The 15,895-nt window shown below is 67.8% G+C and carries 16 protein-coding genes; 8 read left to right on the forward strand and 8 right to left on the reverse strand.

Features of this window, described 5'->3' with window-relative positions; translation table 11 throughout:
• Nucleotides 1-3: 3 nt before the first annotated feature.
• Nucleotides 4-1,566: a murein biosynthesis integral membrane protein MurJ gene (gene murJ / locus H5407_RS11190; RefSeq protein WP_183104531.1), complete on the reverse strand. Its 1,563-nt coding sequence runs from the start codon at nucleotides 1,564-1,566 to the stop codon at nucleotides 4-6.
• A 237-nt stretch (nucleotides 1,567-1,803) separates the two neighbouring features.
• Here murJ and rpsT point away from each other — a divergent pair, with 237 nt between their 5' ends.
• Nucleotides 1,804-2,100: a 30S ribosomal protein S20 gene (gene rpsT / locus H5407_RS11195; RefSeq protein ID WP_183104532.1), complete on the forward strand. Its 297-nt coding sequence runs from the start codon at nucleotides 1,804-1,806 to the stop codon at nucleotides 2,098-2,100.
• A gap of 134 nt (nucleotides 2,101-2,234) precedes the next feature.
• On the opposite strand, the gene H5407_RS11200 is transcribed toward rpsT, so the two are convergent.
• The 3 genes from H5407_RS11200 to H5407_RS11210 all read right to left on the reverse strand — a co-directional run bounded on the left by H5407_RS11200 (nucleotide 2,235) and on the right by H5407_RS11210 (nucleotide 4,811).
• Nucleotides 2,235-3,077: an alpha/beta fold hydrolase gene (locus tag H5407_RS11200; protein WP_183104533.1), complete on the reverse strand. Its 843-nt coding sequence runs from the start codon at nucleotides 3,075-3,077 to the stop codon at nucleotides 2,235-2,237.
• Nucleotides 3,074-4,087, reverse strand: coding sequence for a M14 family zinc carboxypeptidase (locus H5407_RS11205; RefSeq protein WP_183104534.1), 1,014 nt, complete (start codon nucleotides 4,085-4,087; stop codon nucleotides 3,074-3,076). The genes H5407_RS11200 and H5407_RS11205 overlap by 4 nt, the downstream gene beginning before the upstream one ends.
• A gap of 397 nt (nucleotides 4,088-4,484) precedes the next feature.
• Entirely contained in the window at nucleotides 4,485-4,811 is a 327-nt protein-coding gene (locus tag H5407_RS11210) for a DUF3579 domain-containing protein (RefSeq protein ID WP_183104535.1), read from the reverse strand.
• Between the two features lie 239 nt (nucleotides 4,812-5,050).
• On the opposite strand from H5407_RS11210, the gene H5407_RS11215 reads away from it, so the two are divergent.
• The 4 genes from H5407_RS11215 to H5407_RS11230 all read left to right on the forward strand — a co-directional run bounded on the left by H5407_RS11215 (nucleotide 5,051) and on the right by H5407_RS11230 (nucleotide 9,297).
• Entirely contained in the window at nucleotides 5,051-6,262 is a 1,212-nt protein-coding gene (locus tag H5407_RS11215; RefSeq protein WP_183104536.1) for an aspartate aminotransferase family protein, read from the forward strand.
• A complete protein-coding gene (gene argF / locus H5407_RS11220) occupies nucleotides 6,259-7,221 on the forward strand; it encodes an ornithine carbamoyltransferase (protein WP_183104537.1) in 963 nt (320 codons plus the stop codon). The genes H5407_RS11215 and argF overlap by 4 nt, the downstream gene beginning before the upstream one ends.
• A gap of 115 nt (nucleotides 7,222-7,336) precedes the next feature.
• Nucleotides 7,337-7,558, forward strand: coding sequence for a DUF5076 domain-containing protein (locus tag H5407_RS24860; protein WP_183104538.1), 222 nt, complete (start codon nucleotides 7,337-7,339; stop codon nucleotides 7,556-7,558).
• 278 nt (nucleotides 7,559-7,836) lie between these two features.
• Nucleotides 7,837-9,297 (forward strand): serine hydrolase, encoded by a 1,461-nt coding sequence (locus H5407_RS11230; RefSeq protein WP_183104539.1) that lies wholly within the window; start codon nucleotides 7,837-7,839, stop codon nucleotides 9,295-9,297.
• Nucleotides 9,298-9,352: 55 nt separating this feature from the next.
• Here H5407_RS11230 and H5407_RS11235 read toward each other — a convergent pair whose 3' ends face one another.
• Together H5407_RS11235 and H5407_RS11240 are read right to left on the reverse strand one after the other, a co-directional pair.
• Entirely contained in the window at nucleotides 9,353-9,736 is a 384-nt protein-coding gene (locus tag H5407_RS11235) for a GFA family protein (RefSeq protein WP_220800560.1), read from the reverse strand.
• A 30-nt stretch (nucleotides 9,737-9,766) separates the two neighbouring features.
• Nucleotides 9,767-10,564 (reverse strand): ABC transporter substrate-binding protein, encoded by a 798-nt coding sequence (locus H5407_RS11240; RefSeq protein ID WP_183104540.1) that lies wholly within the window; start codon nucleotides 10,562-10,564, stop codon nucleotides 9,767-9,769.
• 105 nt (nucleotides 10,565-10,669) lie between these two features.
• Here H5407_RS11240 and H5407_RS11245 point away from each other — a divergent pair, with 105 nt between their 5' ends.
• From H5407_RS11245 to H5407_RS11255, 3 genes are read left to right on the forward strand one after another with little or no spacing between them, the layout of a single operon-like run.
• Entirely contained in the window at nucleotides 10,670-11,425 is a 756-nt protein-coding gene (locus H5407_RS11245) for a metallophosphoesterase (RefSeq protein WP_183104541.1), read from the forward strand.
• A gap of 28 nt (nucleotides 11,426-11,453) precedes the next feature.
• Nucleotides 11,454-13,013 carry a bifunctional serine/threonine-protein kinase/universal stress protein gene (locus H5407_RS11250; RefSeq protein WP_183104542.1) on the forward strand — a complete coding sequence of 520 codons (1,560 nt, stop codon included), beginning with the start codon at nucleotides 11,454-11,456 and terminating at the stop codon, nucleotides 13,011-13,013.
• Between the two features lie 40 nt (nucleotides 13,014-13,053).
• On the forward strand, nucleotides 13,054-13,383 hold the full coding sequence (locus tag H5407_RS11255) for a YkgJ family cysteine cluster protein (RefSeq protein ID WP_183104543.1): 330 nt from the start codon (nucleotides 13,054-13,056) through the stop codon (nucleotides 13,381-13,383).
• A 24-nt stretch (nucleotides 13,384-13,407) separates the two neighbouring features.
• On the opposite strand, the gene H5407_RS11260 is transcribed toward H5407_RS11255, so the two are convergent.
• On the reverse strand, nucleotides 13,408-14,628 hold the full coding sequence (locus H5407_RS11260; RefSeq protein ID WP_183104544.1) for a hypothetical protein: 1,221 nt from the start codon (nucleotides 14,626-14,628) through the stop codon (nucleotides 13,408-13,410).
• Nucleotides 14,625-15,818, reverse strand: a complete 1,194-nt coding sequence (locus H5407_RS11265; protein ID WP_183104545.1) for a lipopolysaccharide assembly protein LapB — start codon at nucleotides 15,816-15,818, stop codon at nucleotides 14,625-14,627. Before H5407_RS11265 ends, H5407_RS11260 begins: the two co-directional genes overlap by 4 nt.
• Nucleotides 15,819-15,895 lie beyond the last annotated feature (77 nt).

The following is a 15,895-nucleotide window of genomic DNA, read 5'->3' on the forward strand; positions in this document are numbered from 1 at the left end:
GCCTCAATGGCGGCGCGCAAATTCACGCAGCTTCAGGCCCGACAGCAGCAACACGGCGAAATACACCACCGCCGATCCGGTCAGGCTCAGGGCCATCCAGGCCGCACGCTGGAGTTCATGGCGCCCCAGGGCGACCCAGTCCAGCGCCTGGGCCAACCACCACTGCAACGCCCCCATGGTCAGGCAGGCCAGCAGCACACGCACCGTGAAGGCCGTCCAGCCCGGGGCCGGGGTGTAGGCACCGCGCTGGCGCAGGCCGCGCAGCAGCACCGCGGCATTGACCAGGGCCGCCAGCCCGATGGACAGCGCCAGCCCCGCCACCCCGATGGTGGGCACGAGGAAGAGGTTGAATACCTGGGTCAGCAGCAGGACAGCGATGGCGATGCGAGCCGGGGTGGCGCTGTCCTGCCGGGCATAGAAACCTGGCGCCAGCACCTTGATCGCCACCAGGCCCAGCAGGCCGACGCCCCAGCCCATGACAGCCTGCGCGGTCCGCGTGACGTCGCCAGCGTGAAAGGCGCCGCGGTGGTAGAGCGTCGCCACCAGGGGTTCGGCAAAGACCAGCAGGGCCACGGCGCACGGCAGGGCCAGCAGCATCACCATGCGCAGCCCCCAGTCCAGCAGGGCCGAGTAGCGCTCACCCTCGTCGCTCGCCTGTGCCGCAGCCAGCTGCGGCGTCAGCACGGCGCTGAGGGCCACGCCAAGCAGGCCGATGGGGAATTCCATCAGCCGGTCCGCGTAATTGAGCCAGGAGGTCGCACCCTCGGCAATGTGGCTGGAGATCTGGGTATTGATCAGCAAGGAGACCTGGGACACACCCACGCCCAGCAGCGCAGGTCCCATCTGCTTGAGGATCTGCAGCACGCCCCCGTGATGACGCGCCCGCCGCAAGGCCTCCCAGCTCATGCCGATGCGCGGCAGCATGCCGATGCGGCGCAGCGCTGGCACCTGCACCGCCAGTTGCAGCAAGCCCCCCACCATCACGCCCAGTGCCATCGAATAGATGCCCGGATAACCCCAGAGCGGCAGTTGCTTCGCCAGCAGATAGCCCACAACGATGCAGCTGAGGTTCAGCAGCACCGGTGTCACGGCCGGCACCATGAAGCGCTTCCAGGTATTGAGCACGCCGGCCGACAGTGCCACCAGCGACATGCAGCCGATGTAGGGGAAGGTCCAGCGCGTCATCACGACCGCCGCCTCATGCCCTTCTCTAGGCATGCCAGAGCCCAGGGCCCAGACCAGCAGCGGCGCGGCCACCACGCCCAGCACGCAGGTTGCCAGCAGGGCCCAGGTGAGCACGGTGGCCACGGCGTCCACCAGCTCACGGGTGGCCTCGTCGCCATGCTTGGCCCGCGTCGCCGCCAGGGCCGGCACGAAGGCTTGTGAAAAAGCACCTTCGGCGAACAGGCGACGCAGGAGATTGGGGATGCGGAAGGACACCAGGAAGGCGTCGGTCATGGCATTCGCGCCGAACAAGCCGGCCACCATCTGCTCCCGCACAAGCCCCGTCACACGAGAAGCCAGGGTCAGCACGGAGATCAGGGACGCGGAACGCAGCAGGCTCATCGGGAATATCGGCTTTCTTGTCTCTCGACGCCTGGCCGGGACGGCGTTGGCCCGCCCCTCCAGGGGCAGGCCCGCCCAGTCAATCCACAGCAGACGGCCGGCGATTATGAGCGAAGGCCTTGCCCTAGAATCCGGCTCTTCGTCCGCGAGAGGGCCTAATTTGCATGCCGGGCCTATGAAACTCCATTTGCAAGTGCTATACTCGCGGTCTTTGCACCAACTGGATTAACAAAGAACATGGCAAGCTCTTCCAAAGCCAAGAAGAAAACCGTCCGTTTGGCATCGGGCCGCAAGCGCGCTCGCCAGGACGTCAAGCTGAACGCCGCCAACACGGCTCTGCGCTCCAAATTCCGCACGGTCGTCAAGAACGTGCAAAAGGCCGTGGTCGCTGGCGACAAGACCAAGGCTGCTGAACTGTTCAAGACTGCCCAGGCCGTGATCGATTCGGTCGCCGACAAGGGCATCTTCCACAAGAACAAGGCTGCTCGCCACAAGAGCCGCCTGTCCGCCAAGATCAAGGCCCTGGCTGCCTGAAACACCAGTCCTGGTGCAAAGAAATGAAAGGCCCGCCTCTGGCGGGCCTTTTTCATGGGCCGCCGGGTCCTTCGCGTCTTTGTCCAGGATGGATAGACACAGGCCGGCAGCCGGCTCCGCAGCTTCGGGCCGGGTCAGGCCTGGTGCAAAGGCACCGTTTCCAGGTCCACGGGCGGCGTACTCGCGCTGCTCATCAGCTCGCGCTTGGCCAGCCAGTCACTCACGGCACGCACCACCCAGTCAGGGTCATCCAGCGGGATGTCGTGCCCGGCCCGGGTGTGCATGCGCAGGGGCAGCCCCCAGCCGCGGCTCACCGCCTGGGAGCAGCGCCAATCCACCAGCATGTCGCCCTGCCCGCACAGCAGCAGCATGGGTACCCGCGGCCGCGCACGGCTGGCCCGGTAGTTCATGGCCGCCCACAGCTGGCGCAGCACATTCAAGCCGCTGACCGGGTGCCGCCGGTGCAGCGCCACCCAGGCGTCCAGCACCTCCTGCGAGTGGCACATCAGCTGAGAGGTCAGCTGCAGCACATGGCGTTCGCGCCAGCCCGCCGCAAAGCGCGCCAGACTCATGGCGACCAGGGTCAGGTAGTTCGTCGGCCGCAGGCGCCTGAAGAAGGGGCTGAAGGGCTTCATGCTGGTGCTCACCAGCACGGCGGCCGCCAGCTCCTCGGGATGGCGTTGAGCCCACTCGGCCGCCACCATGCCGCCCAGGCTGAGGGCCAGCAAATGGACCGGCCCTTGAACGCCCGCCTGGCGCAGCTGCTCACGCAGGTCTTCCACCATCGTAGCGATGTCGGTGGGGCTTCTTTCACGAAACCTGTTGCCATTGCCGGCCAGGTCCAGCGTCAGCACGCGGACCGAGCCCTGCGTGCCTCGCAGGCCCTGGGCCATCTGCAGGGGGAAGCCGCCCCAATGGCCGGACTCGCGCGTCAGGCCGCGCAGCAGTACCCAGGTCGCCCCGACTTCCGCGCTCATGCCCGCACCCCGCGATACCAGCGATCCAGCGCACGCTCCTGCGCCCGCACCCGCCCTACCCCGGTCGGCAACCAGCGCGGCAGGCTGAAGGCGGCCCGAGCACAGAAATCCAGCCAACCCAGGTGGCGCCGCAGCACCCGCTGCTGGCGATGGCTCACCTTGGGATTGAAGATGCCGTCCCGAGAAAAGAGCTGGCGGGGATTCTTCTTGACCCACATCCAGGAGCCCATCTCCAAGGTCAGCGGAAGAAAAACGCGATCGGGCATGTGAGAGGATTCCAGGTACAGGTAATCCCACAGGTCCCCATGTGTCAGGTATTGCCGGCTCTGCGGCTCAAACACATAGCGGTGCTGGGCGTGGGTCTGGTCCAGCAATTCACTGAGCGCCAGCATCTCCGGCAGATGCATGATGGGCTTTGTGCTGCAAGCGAACGGAAACCAGATTCTGTCATCCAGGCCGAAGCCTGAATGGCAGTCAATGGACAGCGCGGCGCGATGACACAACAGTTCGTCACACACCACCTGACAAAGGGCTTGCGCTTCGGGCTGCATCTTGGCACCCGCCCGCCCCCGATACCAAGGCAGGCTGGCGCTGAGGCGCTGGCCTCCCACCAGAAAGGGCACCGGGCGTTCAGCCTCCACCGGCGCATTGCGCATCAGGTCCACCCCCGCCGGATTGGCCCGCGTGCCCAGCAGCAGGCCGCCCGGATTCACCAGCGGCATGAACACCATGCGCAGGCCCTGCAGTTGCTGGTGCAGCAGCTCGTCCCAGCGCAGCCGTGCCACCAGGCTGGCCAGATAGGACAGCACCACCTGGCTGCCGATGCGCTCCAGCCCATGCACACCGCCGAAGAAGCCGATGGCCGGCACCTCAGGCGCCTGGCTGCCCAGGCTCAGCACCGGCACAGGCAAGGACTGCCCGGCCACCTCCACCACGGCCACGTCACGGCGCTCCAGGAGGCCGCGGGACTGCGATTGCAGCCTGTCGAGCAGGGTCAGGGATTCCAGCAAGGGTGTCGGGCGGCAGGCGTGCAGCAGGCCTGAGCAGGCCGGCGGATCCCCTGGCGGGGCCAGAGTCGTGGCATCGGCCGGGGCTGGCAGGACAAGCGGTCAGCATAGCCAGCACAGGCGACGCCCGCCATGCGCCAAACGGACCAGACAGCCGCCACGCCATCGTCATGGCTGGCAGCTAGGCTGACGGGCATCTCAAGCGACGACGCCCCGGAAGGCGGCTGCCCCATGGACCACGCTCCGCACAAGGCCTCCCTGCGACTCGGGCAACGCCTGAGAGTTGCCGCCAGCCTGATTCTCTGGGGTGGCGCCGAATGCGTGGCCCTGTGGCGCAGCCGGCGCAGGCGGCTGCAGGGCAGCTGAAGGCTGGACGATGCCGGCGGGGGATGCGCTCTGCTCAGCGCTCGCCGCGCTCGGGCAGCAGGCAGGCCTCGGCGACCTGCAGGTGGTTGTCACGGGCGAAGTTCATGACGAAATCCCAGGCCATGGGCTCCACGGACTTCAGTTCCTCGTTGACGATCACGCACTTGATGCCGTTGATCACCCGGGGCACGCAGTAGGGCGAGTAGCCGATGTGCGCCCCGATGCCAGCCTTGGCGCCGCCCGGGCGGAAGCAGGACATGGCCCCCGCCAGCCGCTCCGCCCAGTCGCTGGGACGGAAGGTGCGCCCTTCCAGGGTGACACCTTGGATGAACACTTCACGGGGCTTGGGGACTTGGGTCATGGATGGAAACGGCGGCCGCCCGGACAACGGAATGAACGGCAAACCGATATTGTGCCTTGGATGTGTTGCGCCGCAGCACGGCTGAGTTACAAGGGTTCATTTTTTGCCTGGCACTTCTTGGCGAAAACCCGCAGCTGCCCAGGGCGCAACCTTAGAATCATCGGCTCCCGGCCTGACGCTGGATTGACGCAGCACAGGGGCCGGACTGCTTTTCCCCACCCATCCGACATGGAGAGTTGATGAACGCCTCTGCGCCTTCCGTCCCGTCCGAACCGCATGTGATGCAAACCTATGGCCGCCTGCCGATCGCGCTGTCGCACGGCCAGGGCGTCTGGGTCTGGGACGTGAACGGGCGACGATACCTGGATGCGCTGGGCGGCATCGCTGTGAACACCCTGGGTCATGCACACCCCAAGCTGGTCCCTGCCCTGCAGGAACAGATCGGCAAGATGATCCACTGCAGCAACTACTACCACGTGCCGCTGCAGGAAGAGCTGGCGGCGAAGCTCGTTGAGCTCTCGGGCCTGACCAACGCCTTCTTCTGCAACTCGGGCCTGGAGGCCAACGAGGCCGCGATCAAGATCGCCCGCAAGTTCGGCACCGACCGCGGCAACAACAGTCCCGAGATCCTGGTCTTCGAGGGCGCCTTTCATGGCCGCTCGCTGGCGACGCTGTCGGCCACGGCCAATCCCAAGATCCACGCCGGCTTCGGCCCGCTGGTGCCAGGTTTTGTCCGCGTGCCGCTGAACGACATCGCGGCGGTCGAGCAGGCCCTGGACGCCCACCCCAACATCACCGCCATCTTCCTGGAGACCATCCAGGGCGAAGGCGGCGTGAACCCAGCCCGCATCGACTTCCTCCAGCAACTGCGCGCGACCTGTGATCGCCGTGACCTGCTGCTGATGCTGGACGAGGTGCAGTGCGGCATCGGCCGCACGGGCAAGTGGTTCGCGCACCAGTGGGCAGGCATCCTGCCCGACGTCATGCCTCTGGCCAAGGGCCTGGGCTCAGGCGTGCCGGTGGGCGCGGTGGTCTGTGGTCCACGTGCGGCCAAGGTCATGCAGCCGGGCAACCACGGCACCACCTTCGGCGGCAATCCGCTGGCCATGCGCGCAGGCGTGGAAACCCTGCGCCTGATGGTCGAGGAAGACCTGCTGGCCAACGCGGCCCAGGTGGGCGCCGAGCTGAAGGCCGGCCTGGAGCGCGAGCTGGCCGGCGTGGCCGGCGTGCGCGAGGTGCGTGGCCAGGGCCTGATGCTGGGCATCGAGCTGGACCGCCCCGCCGGCGCCCTGCTGGGCCGCTGCGCCGAGGCCGGCCTGATGATCAGCGTTACCGCCGATCGCGTGATCCGCCTGGTGCCCGCCCTCATCCTTTCCAGCGACGAGGCCGCGCAGGTCGTGAACCGGCTCGTGCCCGTGGTCAAGCAATTCCTCTCGGAGACCCAGGCATGAAGCCCGGGGACAGCCTCATGCGCCATTACCTTCAGTTCAAGGACTTCCGCGCCGAAGAGTACGCCCACCTGTTCGAGCGGGCCTCCATCATCAAGCGCCGCTTCAAGAACTACGAGAAATACCAGCCCCTGCAGGACCGCACCCTGGCCATGATCTTCGAGAAGGCCAGCACCCGCACCCGTGTGAGCTTCGAGGCCGGCATGTATCAGATGGGCGGCTCCGTGGTGCACCTCACCACCGGCGACAGCCAGTTGGGCCGCGCCGAGCCCGTGGAGGACAGCGCCCGCGTCATCAGCCGCATGGTCGATCTGGTGATGATCCGCACCTTCGAGCAAAGCAAGATCGAACGCTTCGCCGCGCACTCGCGCGTGCCGGTGATCAACGGTCTGACCAACGAGTTCCACCCCTGCCAGATCGTCGCGGACCTCTTCACCTTCCTCGAAGCCCGCGGCATGGACCGCCGTGGCGGCATCGACATGGACTGCCTCAAGGGCCGCGTGGTGGCCTGGGTGGGCGACGGCAACAACATGGCCAACACCTGGCTGCAAGCCGCCGAGATCCTGGGCTTCACCGTGCACGTGAGCACGCCCAGCGGCTATGAGATCGACCCCAAGGTGGCGGGCATCAGCAATCCCGGGTGCTACAAGGTCTTCGCCGACCCCATGGAAGCCTGCCGCGACGCCGACCTGGTCACGACCGACGTCTGGACCAGCATGGGCTACGAAGCCGAAAACGAGGCCCGCCGCACCGCCTTCGCCGACTGGTGCGTGGACGCAGAGATGATGGCCGCCGCCAAGCCCGACGCCCTCTTCATGCACTGCCTCCCCGCCCACCGCGGCGAGGAGGTCTCGGCCGAGGTGATCGACGGGCCGCAGTCCGTGGTCTGGGACGAGGCGGAGAACCGCATGCACGTGCAGAAGGCGCTGATGGAGTACCTGCTGCTGGGCCGCATCGGATGAAGCTCGCACCTGGCCCTCGCAAGGGCTGAGGGGCGCCGAGGGCCCAGGGCCGGGTCTTGCCTCCCGGCGCGGGGCCTGGCGATGAAACCACAGTTGCCGCCACCTGGCGCCATCCGTGACACCTCTGCCCCCCGCTGCCCAGGTTGACGAGTGTTCGATCCAGATGCTTAGCGCATGGATTGCCGAGCAAGGTGTTCACTGCAGGCTGAACACTGGCTTCCTTGATGGACAGGGCCATCAAGAGGCCGGTGCCCGGGGGTCTTCCTCGCCGGCATGGTCCGGCTTATCGGCAATACCTGGGCGCAGGAGGGTGGCATACCCGCCGCTGAAACAGTAGCCGCCATGATGGCAACCCTCAACAGCGAACTGGATCAGCCGACGTCAGGCGTCGTGGGCGAGTTTCATCCCGGCCACGCCTGAGGCCCACATGGGCCGTGTGGGCACCTGGCCGCCGGACCGCGATGTCGATGCGGGGTGTGCCATTCACCGCTCGCGGGCAGCCGTTCCTGGCTGGCGCTCCATCAAGCCAGGACTGCAGTTGATCGCATTCGCCGGACTGGATGCACGCGATCGACGACAGTCCGGGGACGCCCACATCCCACGGAAAACCTCACGATGACGCCAGACAAGTGCGAGCGCTCCAGGGTTCAGAGCACGTCCGGCCTCTTGCCGGCCGGCAAGCCATGCATCAAGTTCCTTGCCCACTCACTGCTCGCGTTTGCGTGCGCGCTGCCAGTGGCAGCCTCGGCCCAGCTGGCGCCAGACACTGCACGCGCAATCGACGCCATCGTTGCCAGGGCCTTGGATGATCGATCGGTCCCCAGCATTTCGATTGCCATAGTTCAGGGCGGCAAGCTGGCCTACGCCCAGGCCTATGGATTGGCGCGCATCGCCCCGGCAGTCCGGGCCACGCCGCAGATGCGCTACAAGATCGGCTCCAACACCAAGCAGTTTGTGGCCGCCTCGATCCTGCTGTTGGCCGAGGATGGCAGGCTCTCGCTCGACGACAAAGTCAGCCGCTTCCTGCCGGCCCTGACGAGAGCGGATCAGATCACGATACGTCAGCTGCTCGCGCATACGTCTGGCTATCCCGACTACTACCCGCTCGACTACGTGGCGCCGTTCATGGAGGCGCCGACGACCGTCGATGCCATCATCGACGGCTGGGGGACCCAGCCGCTCAGCTTCGAGCCTGGATCGAGATGGGAGTACAGCAACACCGGCTACGTGATCGCCGGTCGAATCATCGAACGGGTCAGCGGGGTTTCCCTCGGCGCCTTCATCCGCAGTCGAATCACGGACAAGCTTGGCATGCGCTCCACGATGGACACCAACGAGTCCGCCTGGGACGCCAGAGATCCCATCGGGTATGAAGTGACCGCACTCGGCCCGCCGCGACCTGCCAAGCCTGAAGGCAGGTACTGGATCTGGGCTGCAGGCAACCTGGCCATGACGGCCAGCGATTTGGCGCGCTGGGACATCGCGCTGATGCATGACAGCGTCCTCAGCGGAGCCTCCCGCAGGATCATGGCCACCGAGCACTTGCTGAACGGCGGCACGGGCACGAACTATGCCTTGGGACTGTTCGTGCGGATGACGCCCGAGGGGCGGCTGCGGTGGGACCATGGCGGCGAGACCTCGGGCTTTCGCTCGCAGAACTCGGTGTTCCCCGACGATGACACGGCCATCGTCGTGCTGACGAACGGCGGCGGCGCGGCCAGCGACAAGGTCAGCACCGAGATCGAGGCGCTGCTGTTCGCGCCTGCGGCGGATGACTCTGCTGCTCAGGCGCTGAGCCAGGTCCGCGCGCTCTTCACACAATTGCAGGCCGGCGCACCCGACCGCGGCCTGATGAGCGAAGGATTGAGCGCCCATTTCGACCGCCAGGCCGTCGCCGACTTCGCTGAATCGATGGGCCCGCTGGGCAAGCTGGAAAGCTTGGCCCAGATGCGCTCCGAGCGCCGGGGTGGTTTGGTTCGCCGCATGTTCCGGGCCAAGCTGGCCGGAAGAAGCGTGCGCGTTTCGACCTACTTTACCCCGGACGGTAAGGTGGACCAGTTGATCGTCTATCCGTGAGCGCGGCGCTGCGCCGGCACCAGGCGGGCGTTTGCGGATGACAGGCCAGCGTTGCTCAGTCCAGAAACTGCCAGCTCTGCGCCCCGTCAAACCGCCTCACCACCACCGACTCCAGCAGCCGGGGATCGAAGTTGCGCAGATTCACGCCGTGCCGGGCGCCGTGCTCGCCCTCCAGCGGTTCCCAGTGGGTGGCGACGCCGCATGTCCGGCAGCGCAGGTTCCTCAGGGTGCGATCGCCCCAGATGTAGGACTCCGTGTGCTCCGGGTGCCCCTCGATCGCGACGGACCCGAGGGCATAGAAGGCCCAGATCCCGCCGGTGCGGCGGCAGAGGGAGCAGTTGCAGCTCGTGGCCGTCTCCGGCGTATAAGGCAGGGTCAGGCGCACGGCACCGCAATGGCAGGCGCCCCGGAGCATCGCTGGGCTGGCGGGATCACTCATCTGATTTCGCGGGTTGGCCCGCCCTCCTCTTCAGTACTTGGGCCTCAGGCTGCCTTCCATGCTGCCGGCCGGATAGAACTGCTTGAACAGCTTCCAGACCAGGCCGCTGCGGGCGGCCTTGTCCAGGGACTCCTGCAGATGGCGCCTGTCGGCTTCGCTCAGCGCCGCGCGGGAGAGGTAGATGCCGCTGTCATTCCAGCCCAGTTCCTCGACGGCATCCAGGCGCAAGCGGCCCAGCAGATGGCTGACACGCTCGTCCGAATGAAGGGCACTGACCAGGATGGAGGGCGCCATCAGGGTCAGGTCAGCACCACCCGCATCCAGCACGCGCGCGACGGAGACGGGATCCACCTCCAGGCGCAGGCGGCCCTGCCGCCCGAGTTCCCTGAGCAGCCCCTGGTAGGCGTCCCCGTAGTCAAAGCCGCGGACCAGGGCCACGCGCAAATCGCTGGCCTGCGCGAGCGCCCGAAGGCTGGCCGGCAGGGGGCGGTCCGAGCGCAATGAGATCAGCATGGCCCGGGCCTGGATCAGGGGCACGAAATCGCCGAATTCATCGCGCCGCGACGTGCGGCTGGCCGGCACCAGGACATCGCCGCGGCCGCTCTCGAACATCAGCTCCTGCCGCGCCCGAGGCACTGCGTTCATCACGAAGAGGCAGCCCTCGGCCTCGCCCACCTGACGCAGCAGTTCCGGATAGACCCCCGTTGCCGCCCCCTGCGGCGGCAGCAGCACGCTGAGGCCTACCGGCGCCAGCGGCACCTGGATGGGTCGGCTGCAGGCGGCCTGCGCAAGGCCTGCCGTGATACTGCCCAGGGCCAGAACCCCCATCCGCATCCAACACCCGACGACCATCCGTGATACTCCTAGCCAGGGACATCGAGCATGCCATGAAAGCATCAGCATGCCGTCAGAGTCCCAGGAGAAACTCCCGATATGAAGCTTGCCCTGATTTCCGACCTGCATGCCAATCGCGAGGCCTTCAGCGCCGTGCTCGACCATGCACGAATCAACGGCGCAGGGGAATTTGCGCTGCTGGGCGACCTCGTCGGCTACGGCGGCGACCCGGCCTGGGTGGTCGACCAAGTGCGGGAATTGGTCAGCCAGGGCGCCATCGCTGTCATGGGCAACCATGACAGCGCCATCGTCACCGGTCCCCTGTCCACCATGCGCGAGGACGCACGCGACGCCATTCTCTGGACCCGAGCGCAGCTGGATGATTCGCAGCTGGATTTCCTCGCCCGGCTGCCCATGCACCTTGAGCGCGACGACTGCCTCTTCGTCCACGCCAACGCCTTCGACCCGGCGGGCTACGAATACATCCAGGGCCGCCTGGAAGCCATGCGCAGCCTGCACGCCACCCATTGCCGCTACACCTTCTGCGGCCATATGCACGAGCCCAAGCTCTACCACCTGTCCAGCACCGGCAAGGCCGGCGAGTTCGTGCCCTCGCCGGGCGTGGACATCCCCCTGCTGCCCAACCGGCAGTGGCTGGTCATCCCTGGTTCCTGTGGCCAGCCGCGCGATGCAAACCCGGCCGCCTGCTACGCATTGTTTGACATGGCCACGGGTCTGCTGAGCTTCCAGCGCGTACCGTACGACGTGGACGCTGCGGCTGCGCGCGTCCGTCAATCCGGCCTCAACGCTGCGGTCGCCGAGCGGCTGGCGCAGCGTCTGCTGCTGGGAGAATGAGCATCGCCACCAGCCCCGGGACCCAGCCATGCGAGTGACCGCCGCCCGACAAGACAGCCCCAGCGCCAGGGTCGATGCCGCCCTGCCCCCGCCCACGGTCGGCTCGCTGGAGCCCGGCATGGTGCTGGACGGCTTCCGGCTGGAGGAGCGCCTGCACCAGGGCGGCATGGCCAATCTGTGGCGGGTCACCCGGCTGGACCCCCGGCCCGGCGAGGATTTCCCGCTGCTGATGAAGGTGCCGCGCATCAAGGGCGGCGAGGACCCGGCCACCATCGTGGGCTTCGAGGTCGAGCAGATGCTGATGCCCGCGCTCAAGGGCCCGCACGTGCCCCGCTACGTGGCACGCGGCGACTGGACCCGCCAGGCCTACATCGTGATGGAGCACATCCAGGGTCAGTCCTTGCGCCCCCGGCTGGACGAGGCCCCGCTGCCGCTGGACGAGGTCGTCGAGATCGGCAGCCGCGTCGCCACTGCGCTGCAGGACCTGCACCGCCAGCACGTGGTCCATCTCGACATCAAGCCCAGCAACATCATGTTCCGGCCGGACGGCAGTGCAGTGCTGATCGACTTCGGCCTCTCGCGCCATGACCATCTCCCCGACCTGCTCGAGGAGGAGTTCAGCCTGCCCATGGGCACGGGGCCCTACATGTCCCCCGAGCAGGTGCAGTTCGTGCGCAACGACCCGCGCAGCGACCTTTTCGCGCTGGGCGTCATGCTCTATCACCTGGCCACCGGCGAACGGCCCTTCGGCCAGCCCTCCTCGGTGCGCGGCCTGCGCCGTCGGCTCTATGTGGAGCCTGTGCCGCCGCGCGCCATCAATCCCGACGTCCCGCCCTGGATGCAGGAGGTGATCCTGCATTGCCTGGAGGTAAAGGCCGAGCGGCGCTACCAGAGCGCTGCCCAGTTGGCCCTGGACCTGCAGCGCCCCGAAGGCATCACGCTGACGCGGCGCGCCGAGCGCATGAGCAAGAGCGGCGCCATCAAGGAGCTCAAGCGCTGGTTCTTCGCGCTGGGCTCCGAGCCGGTGCTGCAGCCCAGTGTGGCTGAGCAGGTGGCCCGCAGCCCCATCATCATGGCCGCCGTGGATATCGAGAACGCCACACCGGGCCTGTTGGAGCAACTGCGCGAGACCGTGCGCCGCATCGTGCAGACCGAGCCCGGCGCCCGCCTGGCCTGCGTCAGCGTGATGCGCACCGCGCGTATCGGCATGGACGTGCTGACCGACAAGGACGGCAAGAGCGTGCACGTCAAGCAGTTGGTCGCGCTCAAGCATTGGGCCCGGCCCATCAGCCGCGCGCTGAGCCTGGAGGATGGGCGCCTCACCTTCCACGTGCTGGAGGCGCCGGATCCGGCCTCGGCCATCATCGATTTCGCCGCCCGCAACGGGGCCGACCACATCGTGATGGGCGCCCGGGGCAACTCGGCCCTGCGGCGCTACCTGGGCAGCGTGTCGGCCCAGGTCGTGGCGGAGTCGGACTGCAGCGTCACCGTGGTCCGCGAGGCAGCCTCGGGCCACAAGGCCGTGCAGCCGCCCGGTCCAGCGGAGCCTGCGGAGGTTGCCGCGCCCCTGCAGGCGCGACCGCACTGAGCCTGCGGGCGCGCCGCTGCCGGGCCCTACACTGGCCGCCATGAGCACCGACAACCCCTGCCTGCGCTGCGGCGCCTGCTGCGCCAGCTTCCGCGTCGATTTCGCCCGTGAGGAACTGCAGAGCGAGGGTGGTACTGTGCCCGACGGCCTCGGCGTGGACCTCACCAACAGCCTGTGCCGCATGAGGGGCACCGATCACGCGCGACCGCGCTGCGCGGCGCTGGTGGGCCAGGTGGGTGTCGATGCCAGCTGCGGCATCTACGAATGGCGGCCCTCGCCCTGCCGGGAATTCGGCCTGCGCGCGCCGCTGGGGCTGGGCGACGAGGCCTGCGCCAGGGCCCGCCAGCGGCACGGCCTGCCGCCCCTCTGAAGAAGGGCCAGGGAGCCGGCGGGCTCAGGGCTGCGGCGCGCGAGCCTGCTGCAACAGCTTCTTCTTGGCGCTCAGCTCGCGCCGCTGGCCGTCGTTGTCGCTGTACTGCAGCGCCAGCCGCAGCGCGTCCTGGGCCTCGCTGTATCGTCCCAGCCGCGCATAGCTGGTGGCCAGCATCTGCTCGATGCGGGCGTCGTCGCCGGTCACCTCGCGCTGCCGCAGGAAGGCGGCCAGTGCCGCCTCGGCATCGCCCTGGGCCAGTGCGGCCTGGCCGGCGTCCAGGTCCGCAAAGGGCGCGCGCGGCTGCACGGCGGCCAGGCGCTCACGCAGCTGCGGCAGCTCGGCCTGTGCCGCCGGCCCGCCCAGCTGCTCCAGCAAGGCCAACAGATTGCTGAGCGCGGCCACGCCCTCGGGTGCCAGCGCCAGGCTCTGGCGCAGGGCCAGTTCGGCCTTGTCCGTCGCGCCGCGCCGCTGCAGCACCAGGGCCAGGGTGTTGTAGGCCTCGGGGAGGGCAGGATCCTTCAGCAAGGCCTGCTTCACGAGTTGGTAGGACTGGTCGTAGCGGCCGCCGTCCATGGCCTCCGAGGCCAGGTTGTTCAGGTACATAGCCAGCACAGTGGCCTCGGAAATCTCCTTGACGATCTCGCGGATGCGCCGGTTGGGCGGCACGAAGTCCACCGTCAGGCCCTGACTGCCCGGGGCGGCCAGCACCGAGCCATCGGAGCCATCACCGACCAGGGTGACGTTGACATGCCGGACCAGAAAGTTCAGCCGCTCGCCGCGGCTCCAGAGATTGGGCGTACGGATGAGGTGGAAATGCGGCTCGACCCCCAGGCGCCGCGCATAGGCCGCCGTCATGAGAGCCAGGGACAGGCAGTTGCCGCGCCGCGCGGACCAGGCCTCGCTGGCATTGCGCGTGTAGTCCGAGCTGTACTCGACGACCACCCGCCCCCGCTCGAACAGCGCCGAGAACAGCGCCTGTGGCCCGCCGATGCGCGAGGCCATGGGCACCAGGGAGCGCTGGGCGAACTGTTCCATGTCCTCGCTGAGCGCCAGGGCCAGCTCGCCCTTCAATTGCGCGCCACCGTCCTCGGCAAAGCGTTCGTCGGCCCAGAAGGCGGGCAGGCGCTCGCCCAGCGCCGCTGCTGGCCGAGCCGCGGGAGCCGTGGCGCAGCCACCCAGGCCCAGCGCCATCAGCAGCAACAGGGCCGACAGGGCCTTGCTGCCAGGGGTCCGGTCACTCATTGCATCCGCTCCTTTGATCGTGCATGGGTCTGCAGCCAGTGCAGCTTGGCTTCGTAGATGCGCTGCTGCCCGGGCGTCGGGCTGGTCTGCGCGGCCAGCGCAAGGTGCCGGGCGGCGCGCTCCTGCTGCCCGAGGGCGAGCTTGGCCAGGGCCGCCCAGAAATGCAATTCGTGATTGTTCGCAGATCGGGCCAGTTCCTGCGCGAACAGGGCATCGGCAGCACGGAAGTCCTGCCGCTTCATCGCCTCCCGGCCATCGTCGAAATACTTGAAGGGCGGCACGGGCCGCAGGGCCGCCAGCCGCTGCTCATAGCGGGCCAGGTCTTCGGTCCGACGGGCCTCGCGCAGCACGACCACCATATTGGCCAAGGCGACTTCATTGGCGGCTTCCTGAGCCAGCACCAGCTCCAGCACGCGCTCGGCGAGGTCCAGCCGCCCCTGCCGCCGGTACAGAACGGCCAGGGTGTTGAAGCCTGCACTGAAGCGCGGGTCGGCCATCACCGCGGCGCGCGCCCACCAGTAGGCCGCGCGGACGTCGCCGGCATTGAGCTGCTCGGCCGCGCGGTTGTTGTAGAACATGGCGGTGATGGTGGCGGAGCTGACTTCCACCGCCCGGCTGCTGCGCGGCCCTTCCTCGGGCAGGAAGTCCACGATCACGGGCGCCTCCACCGTGCCCACAAAGGCCCGCTCCTGCAGCCGTGTGCCCAGGCCCAGGTTCACGTGGCCGGACTGGAAGATGAGGCTGTCGCTGCGCGTCCACTGCGGATCGACCAGCACGGAACGGAAGTAGACCGGCAGCTGCAGCTCCTGGGCAAAGGCCGCTGTCATCAGTACCAGGGACAGGCAGTTGCCACGGCCATCGGCAAAGGTCTCGGCAGCAGTGCGGGTCTTCTCGGCGTCGTATTGCAGGCGCAACTGCCCTTCGCGGTAGAGCGCCTTCAGCAGACCCTCCTTGCTGCCATGGGTTCGGACTTTGGGCTGTATGGCCTGCTCCATGAAGTCGCGCATGGCCGGCGACAGCGCCAGCAGCTCCTGGCTGCTCGGCAGGACGGGCGCCGGCGCGAAGGCCTCGTCCATCAGGGGCGGCGCGGGCAGTGCCGGCCGCGGGGTCGTCGCACAGGCCTGCAAGAGACTCAGGACCAGGGCCATGCCGGCCAGACGCAAACGGGCGGACAGTCGGTGCTGAGACATGATGCGGGCCTCGCATGGCTGGGTTGCCAGCCCATGATGAGCGCCTGCCGCCCGGCTGGCAAGCCATGCCGGAACTC

Source organism: Mitsuaria sp. WAJ17 (assembly GCF_014174515.1).
In the GTDB taxonomy this organism is placed as follows: domain Bacteria; phylum Pseudomonadota; class Gammaproteobacteria; order Burkholderiales; family Burkholderiaceae_C; genus Roseateles_B.